A 25,362-nucleotide genomic window follows, 5' to 3' on the forward strand; every position below is an offset into this window, starting at 1 on the left:
GCAACCCTCAGTAGAACCAGTGTGCAGGAACAAGCACGATCTGGGGAAAGGCTACCAACAGGAACAACACCAGAATCTCGGCAATTAGAAAGGGCCAGACACCGGTGATGACACGGCCAAGCGGGATCCTCCCGACCCCACTGACCACGTTCAGGACGACGCCAACCGGTGGCGTCAAAAGGCCGATGCAACAGTTCATGATGAACATCACACCGAAGTAAACCGGATCGATTCCGGCCTTCTGAACCAGCGGCAGAAGCACCGGCGTCAGGATCAGAATCGTCGGCGTCAGATCAAGCGCAGTTCCCACCACGATGATCAGGAGCATGATCACGGCCATCAAAAGCTTGGGTCGCTCGAACAGAGGCTCGATATAACCGCCAACTTCTGCCGGAATATTCGCCGCCGTGATCAGCCAGGCGGACACCAGCGCTGCACACACAAGGAACATGATCGCGGCCGTGGTGCGCGCAGCCGCAAGAATGACTTTGGGCAAGGTGCGCCAAGTCAATTCGCGGTAGATGAACAGACCTACGAACAACGCATAGAATGTGGCAATTACGGCTGCTTCCGTCGGAGTCACCACGCCAAACTTGATACCGCCGAGAATGATCACCGGCATGCCGAGCGCCCAGATCGCACGAGCACCGCTGCGTCCCCGCTCTCCCCAGGTGGCGCGTGGCAAGGTTTGGACATTGTCGTTACGAGCGACAATCAGCCAGGTCGAGATCAGAACGAGCCCCATCAACACGCCCGGCGCAATACCGGCCATGAACAGCTTGGAAATCGAGATATTACTGGCCACACCAAAGATGATGAAAGCCATCGACGGCGGGATCACCGGCGCGATGACGCCACCGGCGGCAATAAGCCCGGCCGAGCGCGGAAGATTGTAGCCCGCCCGTGCCATCATCGGCAGCAAGATAGCGGCCAGCGCCGCACTGTCCGCTGCGGCAGAGCCTGAAATCGACAGCCAGGATCACCGCCGCCATAATGGCCACGATGCCGAGGCCGCCGCGAATATGGCCGACGCAGGCAATGGCAAAATCGATGATCCGACGCGACAAACCGCCCGCATTCATCAACTCACCGGCCAGAATGAAAAACGGAATTGCCAACAACGTAAAAGTGTTGGCTCCAATCGCCATGTTCTGCGCAATGATCTGGGTGTTGTACATACCCATGTAAGCCATCAGCGCGATGCCACAGAAGATCAAAGCAAAAGCAACCGGAACACCAATGGCCATGGCGCCGATAAGCGAAGCGATAAAAACGATCAGGGTCATGATGCACGCCCCTCGATGTCATCCGCATCATGAAACTCGCCCACGAAACGTGCGATTTCTTCTTCAGTCATACGTCCGCTCACCAACCGGACCAAACGTTCCAGTGTAATCAGAATGATGCAGGTAGCCGTAAACAGTCCGACACCGTAGACCCATCCCATCGGGATCTCGGTCACCGGCGCCGTCATCGACATATTGATTGGCAATTGCTTCCAGGTGCCCCACCACAAGACGGCAGAACAGCCGATAATGACCATATCGCTCACCCCCATCATCACCAGCCGCCAGCGCCGGTTTAGTGCCGCAACCACCGTCTCCATGCCCATATGCATGTGATGGCGATGCGCCACGACAGCGCCGATAAAGGTCAGCCAGACGAAAAAGAACCGCGACAACTCGTCAGAAACATTCAGGCCCGAGTTGAAAACATAGCGCAGGATCACATTGACGAAAACCATCAGCGCCATGCTCGACAGCAGCACGCCAAGCAGAATATCCAGCGCCAGATAGAACAGATCAATCAGTTTTTTCATGGCCTCAGATCCTGTCCCCGAGGCCGCGAGCGACCAGATTGCGCATCAAAGCAAGACTGCCAAACTGCCAGGGTGGACAGGCATCACTGCGCTCGACACGATTGACCAGCCGACCCAGTGCAGGTGACGCAATCTCGACCAGATCGCCGACTTCGTGGGTAAAACCCTGCCCCTCGCCGCGCCGGTCCTGCACGGGAGCAAACAAGGTGCCGAGAAACAGCACCGCGCCATCTGGGTACTGATGGTTGGCGTTGAGCATCTGACTGACAAGATCTTCAGGTGTGCGGCTGATCGCTTCCATCCGACTTTCACCAGTCATGGTGAAGCCATCCTGCCCGGTCACACTCAATTCGATCACCGCCTGCTCGACATCTGCAAGCGTAAAATGCGCGTCGAAAATGCGAATGAACGGGCCGATTGAACAAGACGCATTGTTATCCTTGGCCTTGCCGAGCAAAAGGGCAGAACGACCCTCAACGTCGCGCAGGTTCACATCGTTACCAAGGGTTGCCCCAACGATCGTGCCGTCCGAGCGCACCGCCAATACCACTTCAGGCTCTGGATTGTTCCAGTCCGAAATCGGATGAATGCCGATCATGTCGCCACAGCCAACCGATGACATGGGTTGAGATTTGGTGAAAATCTCCGCGTCTGGCCCGATGCCGACTTCAAGATATTGCGACCACAAGCCCATCTCCTGCAACAGAGCCTTGACCTGTGCCGCGGCTTGCGACCCAGCCTTCAGGCCGCGCAGGTTTTCGCCAATCACCGGCGTAAGGCGGGCGCGAATATCGCGCGAACGGGCCGCGTCGCCATGCGCCTGTTCTTCAATGACCCGTTCCAGCATACTCTCCGCAAAGGTGACGCCCGCAGCCTTCACTGCCTGGAGGTCAATCGGTGCAAGAAGATGCCCTGCCTTGCCAGACAGAAAATCGTCGAGAGAACCGAGGGCTTCAAGGTCATCGCCTTGCAAAATGTCCTGAAGATTCGGTGCCTCCAAGAGGCTTGAGACCGTCGCCACAAGGGGCGTCAGATCATGCAAGATCCCGTCTCGCACGGTGACCACACAAGGCCCTCCCGCCTTGTTCGACCACACCCGGCCAACCAGCATCGCTTGCCCGCGATCCGCAGGCAATATGCGATTGGCTTCCAACTTGAAGGTTGACGCCAAAACTTCCTCCCTAATGCTGGAGCGATGCCTCCCCGCACCGCCCTGACATATGATGTCAGACAACACTACAACTAATAGCCCGACAGTTTGCAACCTTTAATTCACTTTAGTGAAACCGCTGCCCGATCTTCGTTTGTCAAAAAAAATCAAGGTCCAAACCAACGCGGTGCGCAGAGCCGATCAGGTGCCGCCGCATCGCTGCCCGTGCATTGACAGGCTGCTGAGTTCGAATAGCCTGACAAATCGCCTCATGTTCTTCAATGGTGACAGCAATCACCTCTTCGAGTTGCCCCTTTGCCCGCGCAATGGTGATGACGTGACTGATTCGCTCCGAGATCGCACCGATAAACTGGGCGAAATAGTCATTGCCCGTTGCCTCGGCAATGATGCGGTGAAAATCCAGATCCGCTGTCACACCGGATTGACCCCAGTCTTCCACGCCCGGCATACGCGCCATCACGGCGTCCAGCGCTTCCATCTGTTCATCAGTCCGGTTGACTGCAGCCAGTGCTGCCGCCTCCATTTCCAACGGCACACGCAATTGGTACAGATCCCGAAAAGCGGGGCGCTTCATGGTCTTGCCGTCTTCAAGCCGGATTTGACGTGCCCGCCGCTCGACGACAAAGGCTCCAACGCCCTGTCGTGTCTCGACCAACCCCTCATTGCGCAATTGCGCAATCGCCTCCCGAACCACTGTGCGGCTAACGCCGAACGTCTTGGACATCACCAACTCAGTTGGCAACTTCTCGCCTGACTTCAGCACCCCGTCATAGATCCGCTGCGCAAACTGCGTCGCGATCCGTGTCGGCAGATGCGCTGTTCGCGCCAAGTGCTCGAAATCGCTGTCCATCAGGTCATCCTTTTGCTGTGACGATCACGCCGTGTTCATTCAAAGTCAATCTGACAGCCCGGGTTCATCATCAAGGCCGGATCGATCGCACGTTTCACGGTTTCAAGCAATTGTCGTTGCACATCCGGCACACGCGCCAGAAAGTCGGCCTTTTTCAAACGGCCAAGCCCATGTTCCGCGCTGATTGACCCTGAATAGCGATCAAGCACCGTGTTGAGCACTTTCTTCGCACTCGTAATCTGATCCTCGATGGGCAAGGTCGCATCGCTTGTGTCCGGCAAGACATTGAGATGCACGTTGCCATCACCGACGTGCCCATAAGAAACGCATGTCGCTCCGGGCAGAGCCTGCGCCACAGCGGTTTCGGCCTCGGCCACAAACTCAGCCATGCGTGAAAGCGGCACCGACATATCTGTGCGCAGATGCTTGCCACGCCGGGCCTGACCTTCGTTCATTCCCTCACGGACCATCCAGATCGTGCGAGCCTGTGCCTGCGATTGTGCCACAACACCATCCAGCACCAATCCGTCTTCAAAGCCCTGTTCGAGAAATTTTTCCATCAACACATCAATGTCGACAAGACCGGATCCCGAAATCTCGACCAAGGCATAGGCCGGATATGCATCGCCCAATGGCAAGGCAAGGTCCGGTATCCCTTCACGCGCCAGCGTAAAAGCCAGCGGCGGCATGAATTCGAAAGCCGACATCAGATCACAACATTGGTGACGCGCTCTGCGATACAGCGTGATTGCATCTTCAAGCGAACCCAGAGCCAGCAAGGCGGTCGCCACTTTCTCAGGCGCTGGCAACAACTTTAGAGAGACGGCCGTGATGATCCCCAGCGTGCCTTCCGCGCCGATAAACAACTGCTTCAGGTCAATGCCGCGATTGTCTTTGCGCAACTGGCTGAGTCCCTCAAACACGCGCCCATCCGGCAACACCACCTCAAGCCCCAGAACCAACTCGCGGGTCATGCCGTATCGCAGCACATTTACCCCGCCTGCATTGGTCGAAACATTCCCCCCGATCCGACAACTTCCCTGAGCCCCAAGCGTCAATGGAAAGAAAAGTCCGGCCTCAGAGGCCTTCGCCTTGAGCTCTTCCAGGACGATTCCAGCTTCAACAACCATGGTGAAATCATCCGCGTCCAGCGCGCGAACCCGCGTCATGCGCTCCAGTGACAGCACCACTTCCCGGTCCGGGGAATCCGGCACGGCACCGAGCGCCAGACCGGTTCTCCCGCCCTGAGGGACGATGCCGAACCCAAATTCCGCACAGGCTTTGACGGCGTCGGACACTTCTTTTGTTGATCGTGGACGCAGCACGGCAACCGCACCGGTGATGACATCGCCATGCCAATCGGAGCAATAGATCGCGACCGTTTCCAGAGTCAGTGGACACAACATCCGCCCCAAGCCGAGCGACCAAGGCCAAAGCTGCATCGGTCGCAGCCGCTCCTGGTGTCATTGTTTCGCTCGCCGCCATCGCCTTTTTCCTCCCGAAGCCAAAGAGCTGAAAAATATTTGCAACTCATGTATATCTGGTTATCAGACAACATTACAACCTGCGTTCGACTGGGAGGTCAGCGCATTTCCATGGGAGAAGGAATTCAATGCACGCACTCATTATCGGTGCCGCCGGCATGGTCGGACGCAAGCTCGCGCAAAGACTCGCGAAAGATGGCCAGCTTGGTGAAGAGACACTAGACTGCCTGACACTCGTTGATGTCATAACGCCCGGTGCCCCGGCAGACTGCGCTGCCAAAGTGGACTGCCAACAAGCAGATCTTTCCGACAACGGCATCGCGGAAAAGCTGATCTCCGGGCGCCCGGACGTGATTTTCCATCTGGCGGCCATCGTCTCTGGCGAGGCCGAATTGGATTTCGAAAAGGGCTATAGAATCAACTTTGATGGAACGCGCGCGTTGTTCGAAGCCATCCGTCTTGCCAATCAAGACGATGGCTACAAACCACGTGTTGTGTTCACGTCCTCCATTGCCGTGATGGGCGCGCCCCTGCCCTCCTCCATCCCAGACGAGTTTCACACCACACCGCTCACCAGCTACGGTACGCAAAAAGCCATTTGTGAATTGCTGCTGTCCGACTATTCGCGGCGCGGCTTCTTTGACGGCATTGGCATTCGGCTGCCAACTGTCTGCATTCGTCCGGGAAAGCCCAATGCGGCGGCCTCAGGCTTTTTCTCCAACATTCTGCGTGAGCCACTGGCGGGTCAGGAGGCCATTTTACCGGTTCCTGAGACCGTTCGCCACTGGCATGCCTCACCCCGGTCGGCCGTCGGCTTCATGATCCACGGTGCAACCCTGGACCTCGAAAAGGTTGGCTCCCGCCGCAACCTCTCAATGCCGGGCCTGAGCGCAACGGTCGGAGAGCAGATTGAAGCGCTGCGTCGTATCGCAGGTGCCAAGGCTGTCGCTCTGATCCGTCGAGAGCCGGATGAAATGATCATGCAGATGTGTGAAGGCTGGGCTCCCGGCTTTGAGGCTACGCGTGCCCGTGCACTTGGCTTTACCGCTGAAAACAGTTTCGACGAGATCATCCGCGTTCATATCGAAGATGAACTGGGATGCTCGCTATGATTGCCAAGACCCCGAAAATAGCTTTCCTTGGCACCGGCTTGATGGGCGCACCGATGGTGCGCCGCCTGCTGAAAGCCGGGTTTGACGTGACGGTTTGGAACCGCGCGGCGGAAAAGGCCTCAGCCCTTGCCACAGATGGTGCGACAGTTGCCCGAACCCCGCCGGATGCCGTTGTCGGTGCGGACTTTGTTTTCACCATGCTGTCCGACGGAACGGCAGTAGAAGATGTTCTGTTCACGCAAGGGACGATCAAATCGCTTCACCCTGACACCATAGTCATCGACACCTCGTCTATCGCCCCCGACATGGCCCGCGCGCACGCTGAAAACCTGGCGAAGGCCGGGATCCACCACGTCGACTGCCCTGTCTCCGGAGGGACGGTTGGCGCACATGAGGGGACACTTGCCCTCATGGCCGGTGGGATGCCTGACATTATTGAGCGCATTCTCCCAATCATGCAGCCTCTGGGCCGTCTGACGCATGTCGGTCCATCAGGAGCCGGGCAGGTCTGCAAGCTTGCCAATCAGCAGATCGTCGCCATTACCATCGGGGCCGTCGCCGAGGCGATGATGCTTGTCGAGGCCGGTGGCGCGGATCGCGCGAAATTCAGGGACGCCATTCGCGGCGGCTTTGCCGAAAGTCGAATTCTGGAATTACACGGCGCCCGCATGGTCAATCGCGACTTTGCTCCTGGTGGTCCCTCACGCCTTCAACTCAAAGACCTGCGCGCAGTCGATGATGTGGCGCGGAAAGCAGGCCTGAAGCTCCCCTTGTCAGAAGCTGTTCTGGCGGAATTTGCAGAGTTTGTAGCCTCCGGTCACAGTGAAACCGATCACTCTGGTCTGCTGCTGCACCTTGAGTCCCTGAACAACGCAGACACCTAACATGACACTCTCCACCGACGCACTTTGCTCTTTCCCGAGATCAAGGTGCACCCCAACCTCCGTCAGGTGAAGGACACCAGCGCCTGACACAGTTTTTGCGGGTCGTATCGCAACGGGTCTCGTCCATCGCAAAGAGGCGTTGCGAGACAGGGTATGCCATGCCTTTTCTCGACAGCCCGTCGCGCTGATTTGCTCACGTTGGCCTTGTCGCAAAGCACGAAGGACATCAGCGCTTCTGCCGGACACTCCGGCCCGGCATCAGCCCGCAGAGCCGACAGGATATCTCCAACCTGATCGGCCAGGTCCAGACCAACACACTCCGGATCGGCTCCAAGACTTGGAATATAGACCTTGGGGACAGTCCGCTCCGCAACCGTGCGACCGACACCTTGCGGCAGAAGGTTGGCAATCACGCTGGAGTAGAGACTGCCCGGAGCATAACAAATCAGGTCGGCCTGTTCGATCAGCCGACGGTTGCGTTTGGGCAAAGGCGCCTCGGCAGCGGGCACTTCCTTGCCCTCGCGCGCAAGAAACAGGCGCTTGATCGGCTGGCTGAGAGGCGCAACTTCCTTCCCCGAGATTTCCCTTTGGCCAATAATGCGTGTCCCATCAGCCAGATCCGCACCGATTTGCAAGTTATCATCCACAACCGCACGAACCGTGCCTTGAACCTCGACCATTTTCGACATCAAAAACAGCACCGGCTCCAGTTCCTTGCCATTGGCGAAATAGCCCCCTGTCAAAATCAGATTGCCAACGCTGGCATACCGAAGGTCAAAGTCGTTGGGGCGGCGCACATCAAAAGCGGCCAACTGCGTCAGGATAAGTTTGCGCATTGGCTGAGTGATTGCCTGTACCAGCGCATGACTGCCATCAATCAAAGTCTGATATTCAGCACTCAAATCATCTGACTTTGCATCACGCGGCAATCTATAGGAAAACAAACGGAAAACGTCTGGCTGACTCAACACGCTTTCATCAGCAAGCGCCATCAGGCGGCTACGCAGATCACCAACGGCGGGCATATCGAACGCTTCACGCAGCACCTGACTGCTGCCGCCACCATCAAAAGGCGTGATGAGATGCACGGAGTTATGAGTGTAGGTTTTCAAACCGCGCGCCGTCTCATTCAAGGCACTTCCACCGGAGAAAAACAGCATCCTTGCGCCCAGACTGGGCAAGGCCATTGCTCTTGCAACGCGCAGTTCATCAGGCACATCGACGTTGCGGGATATTTTCAGGTCCGCCATATGATAGGAGCCTCCAACGAGCATAGCCTGTTGTCACTTACCTTTCTCAGAAGCTCTTTACACCCCCATGAAGGCATCGCCGAACACATTTATCCATCAGCCACGTTCCAGATGGGTCCTGTGACCTTTCGCAAAGGAGAGACTGTGAACCACGATCAAACGCAATGAAAACAGACGATCAGAGAGTTGTTCTTTGACCGACCTCAGGCTTGATGTCGTCGGCATCCCCGGCAAATGGTCAACGCGCTGAAAGCCAAAATCAACTTCCGCCCTGCCATCGAGATGCGCGTTGCCAATGTACTTGATGAATTGGCTCTGCCCACCCAAGCTGAAACGCTTTGCCTTGAAATTCGTCCCGTTCGGCTCGCTCCGCGAGGCAATGCCCCCATTGATATTCTTGAAGGACAATCCCTCAAATCCGAATTTGAGTGGGCTGATTGGGTCCGTGAGGCCAGTAAATCCGGTCCAAGAATGCCTATCACGACCTTGAGGACGGCAGGCTGATGCATAAGGTACGCACCGGCAGCACCGGCATGACTTCTTACAGTCGCGCGAGGCTCGGGTTGCCTTTGACGAGCAAAGGCGAAGAACAAGTGCAAGCGTGTGGCGAAGACTTGGCAAAGCTGACTTCTCAACATGGCCATGAGGTCAATCCCATCGTGCAGTATTTCTGCCAGTTGAGGGCCTGACAGACCGCTCGCCCGGTCCTTTCGCCACCTTGAGGGTTTGGCAGGAACTGGAGCGGAAGCAACCCTGATCTTTCCGACCGGGGATATCATAGGGTTGAGCTCAGACTATCAGAAGTCCAAACATCTCAAGCCGGTGAGCCATCCCTGAGAGGGCAAAATGATCCGTGACGACGGCAGCTTTCGTCATGAACCGACCCAGACCCGCGAGTCGATCAAGGCGATTCTCGAAGCTGTGACCAAAGGAATTGGCAAGGGGGAACTGGCCTTGAGCGGTGGCGATGGGCATTTGTGATGGAACCGGGCGCTCTGATGACGCTCAAAGTCCGCGCCGAACGCGTTGATGGCTCTAACCGTCTCAATCTGAGCCTCCCCTGGACAGACACAGCCGATCTCACAAATCGCAAAAGTGAGTTAAAGATCAAATAGGCTGATTGATATTTTCGGGCTGTCATTTCCCCTACAAAAAGACTTCGCGCGTCACTCCGCTGGCTGGCCATCGCTTCTTGAACGTCTGTCGGAGGCCGCTCGCCGCTCTGCGATAGCTTCCAATGCGGTTGCGTGGCGCGCTCCCCATTCGCACAATGTCGCCAGCGCAGGCGTGAGGCTCTCACCAAGAGGTGTGAGTGAATATTCGACTTTCGGCGGTATCTCACCATAGTCGCTACGATCCACAATTCCATCCAGCTGCAACTCCTTGAGTTGCTGGATCAAAACTTTATCGCTGACGGTCCCAACGGCCCGGCGCAACGCGCCATAACGTAAGGGACCACGCGTAAGGTGATACAGGATCAGTGGTTTCCACTTCCCACCCATCACCTAAGGAGGACGGCATCCAGGCCACAGGTTGAGGTGCTCGCCATTCCCTATTCCTTTTCTGGGTACTTACCAAATGGTGCATACTTGCACATTAGGCAGCGTGTCCACAATTCAAGCATTCCACATCGGACCATTTCCTAGAAAGGATCTATCATGGGTAAGCTTGAAGGAAAGATCGCAGTCATTACCGGAGCCAATAGTGGAATCGGTTTGGCAACTGCCAAGCGCTTCGTCGCCGAGGGCGCGTATGTCTATATAACAGGGCGGCGTCAGGATGCCCTTGATCAAGCAGTCGCAGAGATCGGCTCCAATGTCACCGCGGTACAAGGCGACATATCCCGTCTCGGCGACCTCGACAGATTGTTCGAAACGGTGCGGACCGGGCACAGCCGCATCGATGTCCTCTATGCAAATGCCGGATTGGGCACGATCGAACCTCTGGGAAACATTCAGGAAGCGTCTATCGACCTCACCTTTGACGTAAATGTAAAAGGAACCGTCTTCACTGTGCAAAAAGCGCTGCCTCTCATGGGCAAGGGAGCCTCCATCATCATGACTGGATCGACCACAGGTTCAATGGGAACACCCGCCTTCAGCATCTATAGCGCCTCCAAAGCTGCAATCCGCAACCTGGCACGCAGTTGGGCGCTTGATCTCAAGGGAACGGGCATCCGGGTCAATGTCCTGTCACCCGGGGCGACGGCAACGCCCGGCCTTGAAGGTGTTATCGAACAGGGCGGCGGAGCAGCGGTATTTGAAGGATTGATTGCGCAGACGCCTTCGGGACGCATTGCGGATCCCTCCGAGATCGCAGCCATCGCCACGTTCCTCGCCTCTGATGACAGTGCCGTCATGACAGGCAGCGAAGTTTTTGCTGATGGCGGCATGGCACAAGTCTAACTCTAGCTGTGGGCTGGGAGCAGATAACATCCAGCTCACAGCTGCCCGTTGCCAAGGCTCTGCTCTCTCACCCGTGTTGGTGGCCCAACAAAAATCGCCCTGAAGACGGCTGTATTTGATTTGATTGCGATAACTTCAGGAGCAGCAACTTTCGCGCTAGTCCTGACGGGTGTTACGGATCGCAAGCGACGCGAAAGCCGGCATGAGCAGTAGAACTGTCCGGATCATTCTTTGTCCGAGAGTGCACATGATAGCGATCGCAATAACTGACATGACAGAGATGAGAGCCTCCGCGTTGTACGCGAGTAAGGCCCTCTTCTGGTCCCGACGGATTGACGAGAAGTGTACGTTCATCTCCTCGACGCCCGAAGCGATCTGACACCCATTCCCATACGTTACCTGTCATGTTGTACAAGCCGAAACCATTTGGTAGAAACGCGTCGACAGGAGCGGTCCCTGCGTATCCATCTGCGGCGGAATTGATAAGCGGAAACTCTCCTTGCCAAGGTGTTCATGGCATATTGACCTTCGGGCATCAGGTCATTACCCCAAGGGAATTTCCATCCTTCCGCACCACCGCGTGCAGCGCGCTCCCATTCGGCCTCGGTGGGCAGACGCAGGCCGGACCATGTGCAATAGGCAAGGGCGTCATACCAGCAGACGTGCAACACAGGATGGTTCAGCCTGTCACCTATAGAGGTCCCCTTGCCTTCTGGCGAAGCCCAACAAGCACCAACGACCTTACGCCACCATGGCAACCCGGGAGGAGACTCCGGCCATTCGTCGGGATTAGGAAGCGAGAGATGGAACACATAGCTCCATCCCTCTTGCTCCGCCACTGTCCGATATCCCGTTGCCATCACAAATTCGGAAAACTCGGCATTGGTAAGAGCACAGGCGGCAATGCGATACGCGTCGACCTGCACAGCAAGCGAAGGACTGTCGAAGTCATCGACAAAAGTCGACCGCTGCGTCCCCATTTTAAAAAAACCGCCCGGTATTTTTAAAAGAGCGTCTTTCAGGCGCTGACGCGTGTCAGCATCCGCAAGCCTGACCGCCAGAGCTGCCGCAAGCCACCTGTTCTGCGCCGACAGGTCCCCGGCACTTCCGTTGCTCCTGCTTGATCCGCAGCATCCACCAACCATGATCCGTGTCTCCTGATAACACTCAGGCTTGTTTCGCCAACGCCAGGCCGTCTGCATCAAACAGATGAATTTTGCCGTCCTGCGGCGTCAGCCACACAGTGTCACCCCGGTGCAGGCTGACTTCTCCCGTAGAGCGGACATTCAGCACCCCGTGATCCGTGGTCACATGCAGGAACGTATCCGACCCCAAGTGTTCGGAATGGCTGACCTTGCCCTGCCATTCGCCTGCATCCGGTGAAAGCGCGATATGTTCTGGCCTTATGCCAAGTGTATGAGCACCAACGCGTTTTGCCTCGTTGCCCTCAATGAAGTTCATCTTCGGGGATCCGATAAACCCTGCCACGAAGAGATTGCGAGGATGCTCATAAAGCTCCAATGGACTTCCTACCTGTTCAATATGACCAGCATGAAGGACAACAATCTTGTCGGCCATCGTCATCGCCTCGACCTGATCGTGGGTAACGTAGATCATTGTGGTGCCAAGCTTTTCATGCAGCTCGGTGATCTCCAGCCGCATGTTGACGCGCAGCGCTGCATCGAGGTTCGACAGAGGTTCATCGAACAAAAAGGCGGAGGGTTCGCGCACAATCGCCCGACCAATGGCCACTCGCTGCCTTTGTCCGCCGGATAACTGGCTCGGGCGGCGATCCAGATAATCCGTGAGGTTCAGGATCGCTGCGGCCCGTTCAATTTTCTCCTGAGCTTCTTGCTTGCCAATGTTCGCCATCTCCAAAGGAAAGCGCATATTTTCTGCAACCGTCATATGCGGATAGAGCGCGTAGCTCTGGAACACCATGGCAAGTCCACGCTGCCCCGGCGACAGGGACGAAACATCGCGACCTGCAATTTCAATTTGCCCAGCAGTAAGATCTTCCAGTCCGGCGATAATGCGAAGAAGAGTCGATTTTCCACACCCAGACGGGCCGACAAAGACAACGAATTCTCCTTCCGCGATTTTGAGGTCAAGCTGAGGAATGACTTCAACGTTCCCAAAGCGCTTCACAACGCGATCAAGTGTGATGTTTCCCATTTCGACCTCTCCCTCAGGATGCCGCAAGGGCTCGGCGGAACCCTTGTGTTTTCTTGTCACTTTCGATGCGCCAGCGCAGAATCTCTATAATCAGGTCCTGCTTGATAGTCGCAACTTCCGGATCGTCCCAGCGGTTTGTCCGCTCCTCTGGGTCAGCGTCCAGATCGAAAAGCTGTCCTTCTGTGCTGTCAACGAAATGGACAAGCTTCCAGTTCTGACGGCGCACCATTGTCATAAAGCTGGTCGAAGTCAGGATCGCGTCATTGGCGTGTTCGGCAAAGACCATATCGCGCTCGTCAGCTGTCTCTTTCAAAAGCGGATTGAGGGATTGAGCCTCCATCCACTCCGGCGGCGTTACACCTGCCCACTCCAGGATCGTGGGGCCCCAGTCAAACAGCGAGACAAGATCCCGCTTGCGCGAGGCAGGAATATCCCTCCCCCAAACGACGGCGGGAACATGTACTGTTGGCTCGAACATATTCCACTTTTGCGAATGCCCGTGATCGTTGATGCAGTCGCCGTGATCTGAGGTGAAGACGATAATTGTGTCGTCCAGAACGCCGCGTGCCTCCAGAGCTTCAATAATATGGCCGATCTGGCTGTCTATCATCGAAACGTTGGCATAATAATGGGCACGCTGCAGCCGCATCTGATCCGCAGTGGGATCGGCCAAGTGGACCACGGCGTCATGGTCTTGAGCAATGTGGGCGGACCTGAGGTCGCGCATCGGTTTGGGCTGTGTCTCAAAATCATAACGGATCGGCTCGGGCAGGTCGGTATTGTCTTTGTACTTATCGAGATACGCCTGCGTCGGATCATAGGGCGGGTGCGGTCCGGGAATGCCAATCTGCAAGAAGAAAGGCTCATTGCCGTTGTAGCGCTCTAGCCACATGCAAGCGAGATCCGGCACAAAGTTATCGGCATGCAGATCCTCTGGTGCGTCCCAGATGTAGCAGCCCAGCCGTTCGCGGTAATCCGGCAAAAGGCGCTGACTGACGCGGGTGGGCTTTTTGACGCCACGTGTCCAGAAGGCCTTGTCCCAATTATCGAGAAAGAACGGCAGGTTTGGATGATCACGATCCTTGTTCTCGACCACATGGCGCTCATCAAATCCGAACGCCCCCTCAACGGGCCATGTATGCATCTTGCCGACGTTGACCGTTCGATACCCGGATTGCTTCAGCAGACCAACCCAGGAGTAGACCCATTCCTCATCATTCCGGAACACACCGTTGGTGTGCGGATAGGTGCCGGAAAACAGCGAGGCGCGCGAGGGACTGCAGGACGGTGATGTCACATACATGTTGTCGAAACTCGTTCCAGCCTCGACCAGCCGGTCGAGATTGGGTGTTTCCATGTAGGGGAAACCAAGGGCCTGGATCGTATCGTAACGCTGCTGATCCGTGATGATGAAGACGATGTTTGGATGCTTCGGACTTGTCATCCTGATTATCCTTTCACAGCTCCGCCAAGGGACTGCACAATGTATTTGTTGGCAACGATGATGACCGGGATAACCGGCAGGGTCAGCGCGATGGAAGCAACGGCAATGGCACCCCAATCCACGCTCGCATAGGACACGAAATTCATCACGGCGACGGGAGCGGTTACGGTCTGTGAGCGGGTTATGACGAGGCTAAAGAAGAAGTCGTTCCAAGCAAGAAGGAAACTCAGAACACCTGCCGCGACAAGCCCGGGCCGCGCGGCTGGGATCACGATGCGACGTAACACCGTTGTCAGCGATGCGCCGTCCATCAGACCAGCTTCAACCAGTTCATTGGGGATCTGGTTGAATGATGTCCACATGGACCAGACGACAAAGGGAAGTGTCAGGGCTGTGTACGCGAAGATCAGGCCGACGTAGCTATCGATCATGCCCACCTTCACGTAGACGAGGAACAACGGAATGACAAAGCCGACTGGCGGGGCCATGCGCAGGAGCAGAAGAAGCCAGGACGCCATGAATTTCTTCGCACTACGCTGCTTCGCGAGGGCGAAAGCGCCCGGCACTCCGACGAGCAGCGCTAACAGCGTGGAACACCCGGCGGTGATGAAGCTGTTGAGCAGCGCTTTCGGAAAATCGGACCGTGCAATCGACAGAATGTTGTCGAAAGTCAGCGCCCCAGGAGTTTGCCAGATCGGTTCGAACACGGCATTGGCCGGTCGAAAGGTCAGGATCACAACCCAAACGATGGGCAGCAACGTGAAGGCCAGAAAACAGACCATCGTGATCGTGCCGAAAGCCTTTTTGACACGGAAGGACGTTGAAGGGTCATGCATCGTAGAACCTCGCATTGAAGCGGGCGATATAGAAGCTGATAAGCGCGGCAAACACGAAGAGGAACACTGCAATGGCCGCACCGTAGGCAACATTAGAGTTCTGAAATGTCTGCACATAGGCATAGTAGTTCGTGGCCTGCGTGGCGCGGCCGGGCCCGCCGTTTGTCATCACGAAAATCAACGGAAAATGCTTGAGTGTTTCAATAAAGCGAAACAGTGCAACCATCAGCAGCGTCGGATAAAGCAACGGCAGGGTGATCCGATAGAAGGTCCGGACGCGCGAGGCGCCATCAAGTGCTGCGGCTTCCTCAAGATCGGGCGAGATGCTTTGTAAGGCTGCCAGCACAATCAGCATTACGAAGGGATAGGTTGCCCAAGTGTCCGCAATGACGATGGCACTGATGGCCCCATTCTGGGTCGTCAACAGAGCCGGAACGTTCAATCCGAACATATCAAAGAAGGCATTGATCGGCGAAAGCGTTGGCGTGAAAAGCGATAGCCAGATGAGTGCAACGGCGACATGCGGGACGGCGAAAGGAATGACAAATACACCCCGGACAAATCGCCAGGACTTCACGACCTTGTCCAACCCTACGGCAATAGCGGTTCCAAGAACCACCTGCGCCAGCACGCCGAACACACTGAGGGCGGCCATGATATAGACCGACGATATGAAGCGACGGTCGTGTAACAAATGCAGGAAGTTCTGAATGCCAATCCGGCCGCTCCAGCCGCGAACTAGATTGTAGTCGGTGAAGCTGAGAGCCAGCATGCCCAGCAAGGGAGCAACGGCAAAGATGCCGACGGCGAGGGACGCCGGTAACAGCATGCGACGGAAACTACGGTCCATCGCCGCAGAAGCGCGTGCTTGCGGCATGGAATACCTCCGATTTCGGAAAGGGCGGGGAGGCCACGAGAACCTCCCCGAAACAAGGTAGACGTCAGCCGCCCATGATCGACTGCATCTCGGATTGTGCCTCAGCAAGAGCGTCTGCCGGGCTCGCCAGACCATTGACAGCACCGTTGACGTTATCGCCAACGGCCGCGCCGACTTCCGCCCACTGCGGAATGAGCGGACGATAGAACGGGCTGGCTTCGTTCAATGCCTTGACGCGCAGTTCCGGAAGTTCTCCTGAATGTGGGCATACTTGGCCTTGACCTTGGGATCATCGGCAACGGAGGCGCGGGTGAAATCCGGGAATGGTTCGTTGAGTGCAAGCTTGGTCAATGTCTCCGAACTGGTTGCCCATTTGATAAACTGATAGGCCGCGTCGACATTCTTGGTGCCTGCGGGCACGCCCATGCCGTGAACGGCAATGGCAGGCGATCGACCGGCAGGGCCTCCCGGTGGCAGCGCCAGTTCGATCTTGTCAGCAAACTTGGAAGCCTTCGGATCAACCGTCTGTGACACGATTGAGGTGCCGTCCACAGTCATGGCAACCTGACCGTTCTGCATCGCAGCAACCACTTCGGGAAAGTTGAAGTTGCCAATGCCTTGAGGACCATATTTGTTCATCAAGGTGGAATAAACCTCGAGCGCCTTTAGATTTTCCTTGCTGTTCAGTGCAGGCGTCAGATCGTCTGGATAATGCTTGAAGAACTTGCCACCATAAGCATGCATGATCATCGGGAAGACGAACATGTTGAACCCCTGCCCCGGAGCGACACGCATGGCAATAGCAGCGGTCTTATCGCTGTTGATGGCTTTTGCAACCGCAAGCATCTCGTCCCAGGTTTCTGGTGCGTTGACTCCAGCGGACTTCAGAATGTCCCTTCGGTAAGCCATCAGCCCGGTTTCGGCGAAGAATGGCAACCCATAGCTGTCGCCCTTCACGTCAAAGGATTTCAACGGCCCGGTCAGAATGTCATCTTTGTCCGAAAGGTCTGCAATCTGCTTGGTCAGCGGCGTCAGCCAGCCGGCTTCCACCCACCGCTGCACTTGAATAACCGGCGTGTGCACGACGTCGACATCCTGAGCTCCACCAGTGAAAGACAGTGTAATGCGGCTTTCAAAAACGTTCTGACCAACCACCTTGATGTTGGCCTTGATACCGGTTTTTGCCTTGAAGTCATCCGTCAGGGCTGGCAGCCCACGCGTTGATGGCATTGAAAAAAGCAGCACGTTGATTTCACGGTCCGCAGCGCGGGCCGGCATGATGAATGGACGCGACAGCACAGCCACCCCTGACATCAGGGCACCCGACAGCACGGTCCTCCGGTTGAAGTCTCTCATGATTTCCTCCCATTCAAGATGAATGCGGCGGCCATTTCTCCTCCAGGCCGCTGCATGGTCTTAGCTCAGCATCCGCAATCGCACTTCAGTTTCTTCATTCTTGCGTTCTGCGATCATGAACGCTTCCAATCGCGCGCGCTCCTCCATAAGGGCTGCGCGATACCGTGTTGCCAGCTTGCCATCGCCGGTCCCTGGGGCCGCGCGGTCGGCAATTGACAAAAGATGGGTGAATTGACCGTCGTTGTTGCGCACAAGCGTCGCGAACCGACGAATGCCTTGGTGGTTGGCAACGCGGTCACAGGTAAACTCCCTGGCCACGGGTCTCTGACACCTGCGCACGGACTTCCTCGTCCGGCAGCCACCGGATTTCACGACCTGAGGCACAGCCGGTGTCAAAGAAGCCGATCATGTCGAAGTCCTTCTCGAAGTGCTGGGGCGTCAGCGTCGAAAGATAGAGGCGTGAGAGAGCATCGAACTCAAGAAGACCGCGGCGGAAACCAGCGCGGGCGACAATGTGCACACTCGGATCGGGATGTGGCGTACGGCAATGCCACAGCAGCTCGTGCCCAACGACGACGACGGCTTCTGCCGCGGCACCACAGGTTTGGGTCAAACGCTTGGCAGCCGCATCCAACTCCGCCAGATAGGAGGCAGACATCGAAATAGTGCGCTCTAGCGCAAAATTCTTCATCAGGTACTTCTCAGAAGTGCGGAACAGATACCCCCGGTCAGACAGGATCCGGACAATCCGGTTCAGCGTCGCCGGCGACAATCCCAAATCGCGCACGATATCAACCTGCTTCACCGGTTCAGGGCCTGCAGACATGAGATATTCAAGCACTTCAAGGATCCGTTCTGTGGGGTTCACCGTCCCAACTCCACCTTAGAATTTCAAATATGGAATTGATAATTATCATAAATGAAATTTTATTCAAGGCATGATTTTCTGACGCCGCAAATTGCTGTGTTTATGCCCCCTGCCCTGCTCCCCTTCGAGTCACGGCTTGGAGTTAATCTATTCCTTGTAAAAGAGACGGTCGGACTGAAGCGCTCACGGTTCACAAAAAAACAGATCATCGGCTTCTTGCTGGAACAGGAGAGCGGTCAGAAGACGGCCGATGTTTGCAGGCGGCGCGGCATCTCGGAAGCCACCTTCTACAAAGACAAGGCCAAGTTTGGCGGCATGGATGTATCCGATGCCCGCAAGCTGAAGAAGCTTTTGGCGGGCATCGATCCGCATGCCTATCGGTGACCACCGACACGGGCGGAGGACGCAGACCTTCGGGCACGATTAAAAGACCTGTCGTCGGAACAACGGTGGTTCGGGTATCGACGCCTACGTCTGTTGCTCAAGCGTGATGATTGGCAGGTGAACTGGAAGAAGCTCTAGCGTATCTACAAAGAGGAGGGTCTGACGATGCACAAACGCGGTCGCAAAAAGCGTGCCTTGGGCACCAGAGCGCCCCTCGCAATCCCACAAGGGCCGACCCCGCGCTGGAGCCTCGACTTCGTGTCCGATAGCCTGTTCTGTGGACGCTGGTTCCGCATCCTAAACGCGCTCGACAACTTCAGTCGGGAGTGTCTGGCGGCTGTTGTCGATACTTCTCTTTCATGTTTCCGGTTGGCTGCGAACTGACCTCGAACGCCATCCAGAAATGGCAGGAGGACGGGAAGAGCGATTTTCCAGGCCGGCGGAGCCCAGTAGACGATAGCGCCTCAGCCACTCCCGCGTTCGCCGTTCGCTCAGGCCGAACTCGGCGGCGTCGTTCGGGCATTTTTATGCGGGTTGTTCATCCTTGAAACCTTCCGGTGACTGTTTGGTCGCAAACACCTTCAGGCTTTCAATCCGGATGAACAACCTTCTCAGAACTCACATCTAGATCGCTGCTGTTATTTTTATGAAGATAACACTGAAGTGCCTGCCCGCCTGATTGCTGGGCAGGCCAACTCCGGCTCAGCAAACTTCGGTGACGAAACTCTCGCGGTCACGACGGACCTTCTTCAGGTCGACCAGCCAGTCGCCTTCCGAGGCTCGGTAGCCGATCGGCAACACTATCACACTGCGCAAGCCTCTGACACCGAGGCCGAGGATTTCGTCGACCGCCTCCGGTTCGAACCCTTCCATCGGCGTCGTGTCCACCTCCTCGAACGCAGCGGCAAGCAATCCGACCCCCAGCCCGATATAAGCTTGACGGGCTGCCGAGTGGTAATTTGCTTCTCGTCCCTGTTTGGTGGCGATCTCAAGAAGTTTCTGCCGATAAGCCTCCCAAGCGTCACTCTTGAAGCCACGCACATCGTTGGTAAGGTCAAACATCATGTGGATGCGTTCGGGCGTGATGTCGTCCCAGACCGCGAGCACCAGAAGATGAGACGCGTCGGTGATCTGCTGTTGGCCACAGGCTGCTCCCCTGATCTTCGCGCGGATATCGGAATTTCGCACGATGATCACTTCGAATGGCTGCAGGCCGCTTGATGTAGGCGCTAGCCGGATGGCATCGACAACACGATCAATAATTTCTTCGGGCACCTTGCGTTCCGGATCGAATTTCTTCGTGGCATAGCGCCACATCAGTCGGTCGTTGACGGTCGTCATATTGGATCTTTCCTCGTTCGGCTTTCGATTGACACCCATCCTCACCGCTTGGCGAAGACAGTTCGTCGAAAATATGCCTGCCGCAGGAGCTAGGAAAGTCCATTTGTTTTCACTATATTGCTGCAATAAATGCAGCAATCTTGCGCTGCCTTAGCGGACAACGAGGAGCGATTTCGAGAGATGTCTCTGAAGAACACTCGAACTGACGAACTTGCTGCGCTCTTGGCGATTGCCAAGGAGGGATCGTTTGTTGCCGCTGGGGCGGCTCTCAACAGACATCCGACCATTATCTCCAAGCGCGTGAGCGCGCTGGAACGGCGACTTGGGGTACGCTTGCTGGAAAGGACAACACGGCAGGTGAGATTGACCGACGCTGGCGCGAGTCTTGCCGAACGTATCCAATTAGCGAATGATGCCATTCTCGATGCGGAGCAGGAGGCCTCAGCCGGCAGTGCAGAGTTGCGCGGCAGGTTGCGCCTGGCCTTTCCGGCAGCCATGGGCCGGCAATGGCTGGCACCTGCCATGACCGAATTCGCTCTCCTCTATCCAGCGCTCGAGATCGAGACGGACTATGCCGAGCGACACGTCGACCTGGTCGGCGAAGGCTTCGATGCCGCGGTTCGTCTCGGCAAGTTGAACGACAGTCGTCTGGTCTCACGCAAGCTCGGCGAGCATCGCATCGTATTGGGCGCGTCGCCGAATTATCTGGCCAGATGTGGATCACCGGCATCGCTAGGAGATCTGGAAGGGTTGAACTTGCTGCGCTACACCGGGCCCGTCGTGACCTCGGAATGGCGTCTACGAAAGGGCAGCCTACGTCAGACAATCCTCCCAAACGGCAACTTTCGCTCGAATGACATTGGCGCCCTGATCGAGGCGGCACGCCGGGGGATCGGCATTGTGGCCTTCGGAGAATGGTCGATGGCGCGTGACTTCGCCGCCGGGTCGCTGGTTCAAGTTCTGCCGGATTGGCAGTTCGAAAGTGATGGAGGCATCCATCTGGTTCGCCCCTCGGCCCGCTTCACTCTGGCGCGGACCGAGGCCTTCATCCAGTGGATATCCGCGATGTTCGCAGATGGGCTGCCTTGGGAAGGAGAAATCGGCGAGAGCGAAAACAGTGCGACGACATTGTGATAGAACAAGAGCCAGTCAGCTCGCTGGCTCTTGTTCTAACGGATCGACGGCTCGAGATAACGCAAGCCCGACACAATTTTCGTGCTGCCTATTTTGCAGGTTTTCGAATCATGCGCGTCTTAACCATAGTTCAAACGGTTGAATAGCAACGCCCAACGGCGCTTCTCTCACAGACCCAGCTCGGAAAGGCTAGGATGACCTTGAGGGCGCGCGCCAAGCGGCCAAGCAAATTTTCGATCCGACACGGTTATGGGCACATCGTTGATCGAGGCTTCTCGCCGCCGCATCAGTCCCGATTCGTCGAACTCCCATTGCTCGTTTCCGTATGAGCGGTGCCAATGGCCTGTTTCATCATGCCACTCATATGCGAAGCGTACAGCGATACGGTTTTCATGGAAGGCCCAAACCTCTTTGATAAGCCGATAGTCGAGCTCCCTCTCCCATTTGCGTTCGAGAAACGCCACAATGGCATCGCGACCGGAAAGAAATTCCGTCCGATTACGCCAAATGCTGTCCGGTGTGTATGCGAGCGCCACCCGGTGCGGGTCACGGGTATTCCATGCATCTTCCGCCGCTTGAGCCTTAAGCGCAGCGGATTCGGCCGTGAAGGGTGGAAGCGGGGGGCGTGACTGTGACATAGACATTCCTCGTCGTTGCTAGGCGGACCACGAGCCAGTGGCCTTGGGCGTATGGCGATGAGCCAAGAAATTGAAATTTCATAGGAAAGGCACCGCGTAGCCAATAGCCTCTCAGGTCAGACAGGCGCCATTGGCGTTCCGCGCCCTGAACCAATGGCGCTCCGGACTGATCGACTGCGTTGCTTTCGATGATCGCGGCGCCTGATAGGAGCAGGAGGTCGTCAGTATCAAACACAGGAACGACGATAGCGGCACTGCCTGTAACCAGTATGTTGCCCAGCGTGTTGAAATACCGATTGCCAGGAAAATCGGGAATCGTCAGGGTGCGATCGTCATCGATCCGCACAAAACCCGGACGCCCGCCGCGATGCGACATGTCGACCGCAAATGCGCCGTGCGGGCCAGAAGCGAAACTTGCCACGAAAAGCGTGTCGCACACCTCGAGAAGACGGCGCGCCTCGCCATCAAGCTTGCTGAACGGCTGTGCATCGACCGCGTCAGGCCCGGGCCTCACATCAATGGCAACGCGTTGCTGAATATATTTCGGACAGTTACCGAAGCTCTGCTCCACACGGATCGAGAACCCGGTGGCGTCGCATTCGTACACCACGCCGTTGACTCGATTTCGCCGCCGCGTCGAAAGCTCGATCCCAAGGACCCCGATCGGCGCGCCGGGGCGCAGAACATCCCCTAGCGGATCGCCTTGGGCCAGCGCTTGATCGACTCGCAAGAAAAGCGGGCTAGGACTCCGGATAAAACCCGGCACCCCGGAGATAAGCGTGCCACCGGGCCTGCCTTGCCCATCGAGATAGCCGATGGCTACGAACGGTAAGCCCGCGAAAAACGCCCGCGACGCCTCATTCAGATCCGGTCGTAGAATCCGCGACGCCGCTCGTTCAAGCGCATCCGCTGAACCTGCTTGCTTCTGCAGGATGCGTTCGCCAGCATGCCATTCGTCATGCCGCTTCGGCATATCATCTTGCCTGTCGTGCGGTCGAGAGCCCTTTATTTTCTGACCCTCCAATCCATTGATCAGGCCTTCGGTGAAATTCTCAAGATGCCGAAGCCCTTCGGGAGGTATTCTGGTGTTCATGGCAGTGCCTTCGGTTCGGCCTGCATCGCGGCGATGGTGCAGGCTACCGCCAGGATGCAGACCGATAGCCAAAGACCCGCCTTGATGCCGCCTGCGCCATCCGACATGGCACCACTCAGCACTGGACCGATGCTTTGACCGATCCCAAAGGCGACCGTCAGTGCAGCGATCACGGATGTCCAGGCATGCGGACGGGCTGCGCGGCGCGCGAAGGACGTTACTGAAGCGACGACCGCGAGGAAGGAACCACCGAACAGAATGGCCGAGAGGAACGCCCCGGCAACCCCGCCCCAGACCATCGGCATCGCTGCACCCACCGTCACCATGAATATCGTGGCAGCGGTTCCCCAGCCTCCTTTCAATCTGCCGAGCACGGGGCCCCATGCGAAAGCCGCGACAATGGACGAGAGGCCAAGAACTGCCCAGAAGGCTGAGAGAAGCGACCCCGAAAGCTGCTCCACAGTCTTGAGATAAGCGATGATGAACGTGGCATAGGCAATGTAGCCCGCACCGAACAGGCCATAGGCAATGAGCTTCGGCGCCAGAAAGCGCGCTGACCATCCGCCCTCCATCTTACTGCCCATGGCCGTCGCTGTCGCCGGCGCGCGGGACATTACGGAACACGCGAAGACCGTCGCGGCCAGCGAGAGGCCGCCCAGGGCAAGCCAGCCTCCCCGCCATCCGGCCAGTTGAATCAGTGGGGGCACCGCAAGCGCCGATGCGGTGACGCCCAGGCCTCCTCCCGCGAAATAGACACCGAAGAACATGGGGGCTCGGCTCGGACCGCCCCCGTGGGCTGCGGCAGAAGTCAGTCCGGCCCCGGCGACAAAGGCCGCCGCCCCAGTGAGGCCGGCAATGAAGCGAAGGACCAATTGGGCCCCGTATGACGACGTGACTCCAGAAGCACCCACCGTCATAGCCGTCAGTAACAGTCCGAGAGCAAAGACCCGCTTGTCGCCGAATCGCCTGACCATTGCGGCGGCCGCAAGCGCACCGGCAAGGTAACCAGCGGCGTTCGACGTGTTCAGGGCGCCGGCTGCGGCATAACTCCAACCCAGAGCGGCCCGCATCGGGGGAGAAGGAGCGCATAGGCAAACCGAGCCAGACCAAGCGCGACGGCAGGGCCCATGGCTAAGGCCAATCACGACCCAAAGAGGTGTGAGCGAGTTTTCCAGTTCATCTGGCCGCGTCCGGCTAGCCGTTTTTGGGGGTATTGCGTTGACCAAAGATCTCGCTCCGAAACAAGGTGATGTGAATCATATTCCCAGGAACGCGACGTGCACATCTGGAAATCAACCACAATAATACGGCCAAAGACGTATGGAGGCGAACCAAATGGACTCACGTTGGATGTGAGCTATATTGACAATGATGAATCAGTATATTCCTCCACTCCAGACCCTCCGAGCCTTCGAAGCGGCGGCGCGTCACCTAAGTTACAGCCGCGCGGCCGAAGAGCTTTCGCTGACCCATGGTGCCATCAGCCACCATATCGCCCGGCTGGAACGCGACCTTGGCAACCGTCTTTTCGTACGTGACGGCCAACGCATGATCCTGACGGATGCCGGACAAATCCTCGTGCTCGACATACGTCAGGGGCTGAAGCAACTCGCAAACGCATTCGCGGCAGCGCGCAGTCGCGTCCGGAACCATGATGCGCGGCGGACCTTGAATGTCAGCGTCCTGCCGAGCTTTGCGGCGCGTTGGCTGGTTCCGCGGATTACCGGGTTTCAGGCCGACTATCCCGATGTGGAGATCGCTATCCGCCCGACCGCAAGCCTGACTTCGCTTGATGGGCGCGACGGCATCGACCTCGCCATTCGGTACGGCCCGGGGGAATGGCCGGGGCTACAGTCAACCAAACTGATGACAAGCACTATCTACCCGGTCTGCAGTCCGGATTTCGCCGAACGGCACCGGCTCGCCGCGCCGCGCGACCTTCTGTCGGTCACCGCCATTCGCTCCCCCGGCAAAAGTGGCGGCCATGGCTGACTGCCGCAGGACTCGACGCGCCGGAGCCGCAGGAAGGCCCGATCTATGATGATGCCGCCCTCGTCCTGCAAGCTGCTGCCATGGGACAAGGGGTGGCGCTGGCGCGCGCGGCGCTTGCTGCCGACGATATTGCAGCCCATCAGCCTGGTCCGCCTGTTCGATGTCGAGATTGAAGACGATTACAGCCTGGCATCTAGTATGGCGAGAACCGATCGTGGGTGACGCCGAGGGGCATGACGCATTCCGGCG

27 protein-coding genes and 3 pseudogenes are annotated in these 25,362 nt (G+C 57.1%); 9 read left to right on the forward strand and 21 right to left on the reverse strand.

From position 1 onward, the window contains the following. Window positions 1-7: 7 nt before the first annotated feature. From AC0L7U_RS09080 to AC0L7U_RS09100, 5 genes and pseudogenes are all read right to left on the reverse strand, one after another. Window positions 8-1,286 (reverse strand): annotated as a pseudogene (locus AC0L7U_RS09080) (TRAP transporter large permease). Then, entirely contained in the window at window positions 1,283-1,819 is a 537-nt protein-coding gene (locus tag AC0L7U_RS09085; protein ID WP_473695468.1) for a TRAP transporter small permease, read from the reverse strand. Before AC0L7U_RS09085 ends, AC0L7U_RS09080 begins: the two are co-directional and overlap by 4 nt. Before the next feature lie 4 nt (window positions 1,820-1,823). Continuing rightward, window positions 1,824-2,930 (reverse strand): fumarylacetoacetate hydrolase family protein, encoded by a 1,107-nt coding sequence (locus AC0L7U_RS09090; protein ID WP_473695731.1) that lies wholly within the window; start codon window positions 2,928-2,930, stop codon window positions 1,824-1,826. Between the two features lie 196 nt (window positions 2,931-3,126). Continuing rightward, window positions 3,127-3,840, reverse strand: coding sequence for a FadR/GntR family transcriptional regulator (locus tag AC0L7U_RS09095; protein ID WP_473695470.1), 714 nt, complete (start codon window positions 3,838-3,840; stop codon window positions 3,127-3,129). Window positions 3,841-3,875: 35 nt separating this feature from the next. Continuing rightward, window positions 3,876-5,307: pseudogene (locus AC0L7U_RS09100) on the reverse strand (FAD-binding oxidoreductase). 145 nt (window positions 5,308-5,452) lie between these two features. Here AC0L7U_RS09100 and denD point away from each other — a divergent pair. Together denD and AC0L7U_RS09110 are read left to right on the forward strand one after the other, a co-directional pair. Next, on the forward strand, window positions 5,453-6,436 hold the full coding sequence (denD, locus tag AC0L7U_RS09105) for a D-erythronate dehydrogenase (protein WP_473695472.1): 984 nt from the start codon (window positions 5,453-5,455) through the stop codon (window positions 6,434-6,436). Beyond that, complete coding sequence (locus AC0L7U_RS09110; RefSeq protein ID WP_473695473.1) at window positions 6,433-7,320, forward strand: NAD(P)-dependent oxidoreductase; 888 nt, start codon at window positions 6,433-6,435, stop codon at window positions 7,318-7,320. Before denD ends, AC0L7U_RS09110 begins: the two co-directional genes overlap by 4 nt. A 62-nt stretch (window positions 7,321-7,382) precedes the next feature. Here AC0L7U_RS09110 and AC0L7U_RS09115 read toward each other — a convergent pair whose 3' ends face one another. Beyond that, window positions 7,383-8,570, reverse strand: a complete 1,188-nt coding sequence (locus AC0L7U_RS09115) for a GAK system CofD-like protein (RefSeq protein WP_473695475.1) — start codon at window positions 8,568-8,570, stop codon at window positions 7,383-7,385. Window positions 8,571-8,804: 234 nt separating this feature from the next. On the opposite strand from AC0L7U_RS09115, the gene AC0L7U_RS09120 reads away from it, so the two are divergent. Both AC0L7U_RS09120 and AC0L7U_RS09125 read left to right on the forward strand, forming a co-directional pair. Further along, window positions 8,805-9,074 carry a hypothetical protein gene (locus AC0L7U_RS09120; RefSeq protein WP_473695477.1) on the forward strand — a complete coding sequence of 90 codons (270 nt, stop codon included), beginning with the start codon at window positions 8,805-8,807 and terminating at the stop codon, window positions 9,072-9,074. 342 nt (window positions 9,075-9,416) lie between these two features. After that, complete coding sequence (locus AC0L7U_RS09125; RefSeq protein ID WP_473695479.1) at window positions 9,417-9,551, forward strand: amphi-Trp domain-containing protein; 135 nt, start codon at window positions 9,417-9,419, stop codon at window positions 9,549-9,551. Between the two features lie 185 nt (window positions 9,552-9,736). Here AC0L7U_RS09125 and AC0L7U_RS09130 read toward each other — a convergent pair whose 3' ends face one another. Next, entirely contained in the window at window positions 9,737-10,072 is a 336-nt protein-coding gene (locus AC0L7U_RS09130; RefSeq protein ID WP_473695733.1) for a winged helix-turn-helix transcriptional regulator, read from the reverse strand. A gap of 156 nt (window positions 10,073-10,228) precedes the next feature. Here AC0L7U_RS09130 and AC0L7U_RS09135 point away from each other — a divergent pair, with 156 nt between their 5' ends. Beyond that, window positions 10,229-10,975, forward strand: coding sequence for an SDR family NAD(P)-dependent oxidoreductase (locus tag AC0L7U_RS09135; RefSeq protein WP_473695481.1), 747 nt, complete (start codon window positions 10,229-10,231; stop codon window positions 10,973-10,975). 172 nt (window positions 10,976-11,147) lie between these two features. Here AC0L7U_RS09135 and AC0L7U_RS09140 read toward each other — a convergent pair whose 3' ends face one another. The 10 genes from AC0L7U_RS09140 to AC0L7U_RS09185 form a co-directional block, all read right to left on the reverse strand. Continuing rightward, a complete protein-coding gene (locus AC0L7U_RS09140) occupies window positions 11,148-11,459 on the reverse strand; it encodes a formylglycine-generating enzyme family protein (RefSeq protein WP_473695735.1) in 312 nt (103 codons plus the stop codon). Continuing rightward, window positions 11,371-11,955 carry an SUMF1/EgtB/PvdO family nonheme iron enzyme gene (locus AC0L7U_RS09145; protein WP_473695483.1) on the reverse strand — a complete coding sequence of 195 codons (585 nt, stop codon included), beginning with the start codon at window positions 11,953-11,955 and terminating at the stop codon, window positions 11,371-11,373. The genes AC0L7U_RS09140 and AC0L7U_RS09145 overlap by 89 nt, the downstream gene beginning before the upstream one ends. A gap of 187 nt (window positions 11,956-12,142) precedes the next feature. Next, complete coding sequence (locus AC0L7U_RS09150; protein WP_473695485.1) at window positions 12,143-13,150, reverse strand: ABC transporter ATP-binding protein; 1,008 nt, start codon at window positions 13,148-13,150, stop codon at window positions 12,143-12,145. Between the two features lie 13 nt (window positions 13,151-13,163). Further along, window positions 13,164-14,594 carry a sulfatase family protein gene (locus AC0L7U_RS09155; protein WP_473695487.1) on the reverse strand — a complete coding sequence of 477 codons (1,431 nt, stop codon included), beginning with the start codon at window positions 14,592-14,594 and terminating at the stop codon, window positions 13,164-13,166. Between the two features lie 5 nt (window positions 14,595-14,599). After that, a complete protein-coding gene (locus AC0L7U_RS09160) occupies window positions 14,600-15,430 on the reverse strand; it encodes a carbohydrate ABC transporter permease (protein ID WP_473695489.1) in 831 nt (276 codons plus the stop codon). Continuing rightward, the gene (locus tag AC0L7U_RS09165) at window positions 15,423-16,307 is read right to left on the reverse strand and encodes a carbohydrate ABC transporter permease (protein ID WP_473695491.1); all 885 of its coding nucleotides are present in this window, start codon (window positions 16,305-16,307) and stop codon (window positions 15,423-15,425) included. The genes AC0L7U_RS09160 and AC0L7U_RS09165 overlap by 8 nt, the downstream gene beginning before the upstream one ends. Window positions 16,308-16,371: 64 nt before the next feature. Then, entirely contained in the window at window positions 16,372-16,533 is a 162-nt protein-coding gene (locus AC0L7U_RS09170) for a hypothetical protein (RefSeq protein WP_473695493.1), read from the reverse strand. Then, complete coding sequence (locus AC0L7U_RS09175) at window positions 16,530-17,663, reverse strand: ABC transporter substrate-binding protein (RefSeq protein ID WP_473695495.1); 1,134 nt, start codon at window positions 17,661-17,663, stop codon at window positions 16,530-16,532. Before AC0L7U_RS09175 ends, AC0L7U_RS09170 begins: the two co-directional genes overlap by 4 nt. A 60-nt stretch (window positions 17,664-17,723) precedes the next feature. Continuing rightward, window positions 17,724-17,981 carry a hypothetical protein gene (locus AC0L7U_RS09180; protein WP_473695497.1) on the reverse strand — a complete coding sequence of 86 codons (258 nt, stop codon included), beginning with the start codon at window positions 17,979-17,981 and terminating at the stop codon, window positions 17,724-17,726. Further along, entirely contained in the window at window positions 17,959-18,531 is a 573-nt protein-coding gene (locus AC0L7U_RS09185) for a helix-turn-helix domain-containing protein (protein WP_473695499.1), read from the reverse strand. The genes AC0L7U_RS09180 and AC0L7U_RS09185 overlap by 23 nt, the downstream gene beginning before the upstream one ends. Window positions 18,532-18,705: 174 nt before the next feature. On the opposite strand from AC0L7U_RS09185, the pseudogene AC0L7U_RS09190 reads away from it, so the two are divergent. Then, a pseudogene (locus AC0L7U_RS09190) lies at window positions 18,706-19,337 on the forward strand (transposase); the annotation flags it as partial. Between the two features lie 280 nt (window positions 19,338-19,617). On the opposite strand, the gene AC0L7U_RS09195 reads toward AC0L7U_RS09190, so the two are convergent. Continuing rightward, window positions 19,618-20,256: a nitroreductase family protein gene (locus tag AC0L7U_RS09195; protein ID WP_473695501.1), complete on the reverse strand. Its 639-nt coding sequence runs from the start codon at window positions 20,254-20,256 to the stop codon at window positions 19,618-19,620. 180 nt (window positions 20,257-20,436) lie between these two features. Here AC0L7U_RS09195 and AC0L7U_RS09200 point away from each other — a divergent pair, with 180 nt between their 5' ends. Next, entirely contained in the window at window positions 20,437-21,390 is a 954-nt protein-coding gene (locus tag AC0L7U_RS09200; protein ID WP_473695503.1) for a LysR family transcriptional regulator, read from the forward strand. A 167-nt stretch (window positions 21,391-21,557) separates the two neighbouring features. On the opposite strand, the gene AC0L7U_RS09205 is transcribed toward AC0L7U_RS09200, so the two are convergent. The 3 genes from AC0L7U_RS09205 to AC0L7U_RS09215 all read right to left on the reverse strand — a co-directional run bounded on the left by AC0L7U_RS09205 (window position 21,558) and on the right by AC0L7U_RS09215 (window position 24,191). Continuing rightward, window positions 21,558-22,028, reverse strand: a complete 471-nt coding sequence (locus AC0L7U_RS09205) for a nuclear transport factor 2 family protein (protein ID WP_473695505.1) — start codon at window positions 22,026-22,028, stop codon at window positions 21,558-21,560. After that, window positions 21,973-23,001, reverse strand: a complete 1,029-nt coding sequence (locus AC0L7U_RS09210; protein ID WP_473695507.1) for a flavin-nucleotide-binding protein — start codon at window positions 22,999-23,001, stop codon at window positions 21,973-21,975. Before AC0L7U_RS09210 ends, AC0L7U_RS09205 begins: the two co-directional genes overlap by 56 nt. Before the next feature lie 116 nt (window positions 23,002-23,117). After that, window positions 23,118-24,191 carry a YbfB/YjiJ family MFS transporter gene (locus tag AC0L7U_RS09215; protein WP_473695737.1) on the reverse strand — a complete coding sequence of 358 codons (1,074 nt, stop codon included), beginning with the start codon at window positions 24,189-24,191 and terminating at the stop codon, window positions 23,118-23,120. 298 nt (window positions 24,192-24,489) lie between these two features. On the opposite strand from AC0L7U_RS09215, the gene AC0L7U_RS09220 reads away from it, so the two are divergent. Together AC0L7U_RS09220 and AC0L7U_RS09225 are read left to right on the forward strand one after the other, a co-directional pair. Next, window positions 24,490-25,113 (forward strand): LysR family transcriptional regulator, encoded by a 624-nt coding sequence (locus tag AC0L7U_RS09220; protein WP_473695509.1) that lies wholly within the window; start codon window positions 24,490-24,492, stop codon window positions 25,111-25,113. Window positions 25,114-25,158: 45 nt separating this feature from the next. Next, window positions 25,159-25,335: a hypothetical protein gene (locus tag AC0L7U_RS09225; protein ID WP_473695511.1), complete on the forward strand. Its 177-nt coding sequence runs from the start codon at window positions 25,159-25,161 to the stop codon at window positions 25,333-25,335. Window positions 25,336-25,362 lie beyond the last annotated feature (27 nt).

The sequence above is a fragment of the Roseibium sp. 10G30-5 genome (genome assembly GCF_055809635.1).

Excerpts from the sequence above, each read along its gene's own strand:
- AC0L7U_RS09085 (WP_473695468.1), bottom strand. The coding sequence starts at position 1,819 with ATGAAAAAACTGATTGATCTGTTCTATCTGGCGCTGGATATTCTGCTT.
- AC0L7U_RS09090 (WP_473695731.1), bottom strand. The coding sequence starts at position 2,930 with ATGCTGGTTGGCCGGGTGTGGTCGAACAAGGCGGGAGGGCCTTGTGTG.
- AC0L7U_RS09095 (WP_473695470.1), bottom strand. The coding sequence starts at position 3,840 with ATGGACAGCGATTTCGAGCACTTGGCGCGAACAGCGCATCTGCCGACA.
- denD (WP_473695472.1), top strand. The coding sequence starts at position 5,453 with ATGCACGCACTCATTATCGGTGCCGCCGGCATGGTCGGACGCAAGCTC.
- AC0L7U_RS09110 (WP_473695473.1), top strand. The coding sequence starts at position 6,433 with ATGATTGCCAAGACCCCGAAAATAGCTTTCCTTGGCACCGGCTTGATG.
- AC0L7U_RS09115 (WP_473695475.1), bottom strand. The coding sequence starts at position 8,570 with ATGGCGGACCTGAAAATATCCCGCAACGTCGATGTGCCTGATGAACTG.
- AC0L7U_RS09120 (WP_473695477.1), top strand. The coding sequence starts at position 8,805 with ATGGTCAACGCGCTGAAAGCCAAAATCAACTTCCGCCCTGCCATCGAG.
- AC0L7U_RS09125 (WP_473695479.1), top strand. The coding sequence starts at position 9,417 with ATGATCCGTGACGACGGCAGCTTTCGTCATGAACCGACCCAGACCCGC.
- AC0L7U_RS09130 (WP_473695733.1), bottom strand. The coding sequence starts at position 10,072 with ATGGGTGGGAAGTGGAAACCACTGATCCTGTATCACCTTACGCGTGGT.
- AC0L7U_RS09135 (WP_473695481.1), top strand. The coding sequence starts at position 10,229 with ATGGGTAAGCTTGAAGGAAAGATCGCAGTCATTACCGGAGCCAATAGT.
- AC0L7U_RS09145 (WP_473695483.1), bottom strand. The coding sequence starts at position 11,955 with ATGGGGACGCAGCGGTCGACTTTTGTCGATGACTTCGACAGTCCTTCG.
- AC0L7U_RS09150 (WP_473695485.1), bottom strand. The coding sequence starts at position 13,150 with ATGGGAAACATCACACTTGATCGCGTTGTGAAGCGCTTTGGGAACGTT.
- AC0L7U_RS09155 (WP_473695487.1), bottom strand. The coding sequence starts at position 14,594 with ATGACAAGTCCGAAGCATCCAAACATCGTCTTCATCATCACGGATCAG.
- AC0L7U_RS09160 (WP_473695489.1), bottom strand. The coding sequence starts at position 15,430 with ATGCATGACCCTTCAACGTCCTTCCGTGTCAAAAAGGCTTTCGGCACG.
- AC0L7U_RS09165 (WP_473695491.1), bottom strand. The coding sequence starts at position 16,307 with ATGCCGCAAGCACGCGCTTCTGCGGCGATGGACCGTAGTTTCCGTCGC.
- AC0L7U_RS09175 (WP_473695495.1), bottom strand. The coding sequence starts at position 17,663 with ATGAGAGACTTCAACCGGAGGACCGTGCTGTCGGGTGCCCTGATGTCA.
- AC0L7U_RS09195 (WP_473695501.1), bottom strand. The coding sequence starts at position 20,256 with ATGACGACCGTCAACGACCGACTGATGTGGCGCTATGCCACGAAGAAA.
- AC0L7U_RS09200 (WP_473695503.1), top strand. The coding sequence starts at position 20,437 with ATGTCTCTGAAGAACACTCGAACTGACGAACTTGCTGCGCTCTTGGCG.
- AC0L7U_RS09205 (WP_473695505.1), bottom strand. The coding sequence starts at position 22,028 with ATGTCACAGTCACGCCCCCCGCTTCCACCCTTCACGGCCGAATCCGCT.
- AC0L7U_RS09210 (WP_473695507.1), bottom strand. The coding sequence starts at position 23,001 with ATGCCGAAGCGGCATGACGAATGGCATGCTGGCGAACGCATCCTGCAG.
- AC0L7U_RS09215 (WP_473695737.1), bottom strand. The coding sequence starts at position 24,191 with ATGCGGGCCGCTCTGGGTTGGAGTTATGCCGCAGCCGGCGCCCTGAAC.
- AC0L7U_RS09220 (WP_473695509.1), top strand. The coding sequence starts at position 24,490 with ATGATGAATCAGTATATTCCTCCACTCCAGACCCTCCGAGCCTTCGAA.
- AC0L7U_RS09225 (WP_473695511.1), top strand. The coding sequence starts at position 25,159 with ATGATGATGCCGCCCTCGTCCTGCAAGCTGCTGCCATGGGACAAGGGG.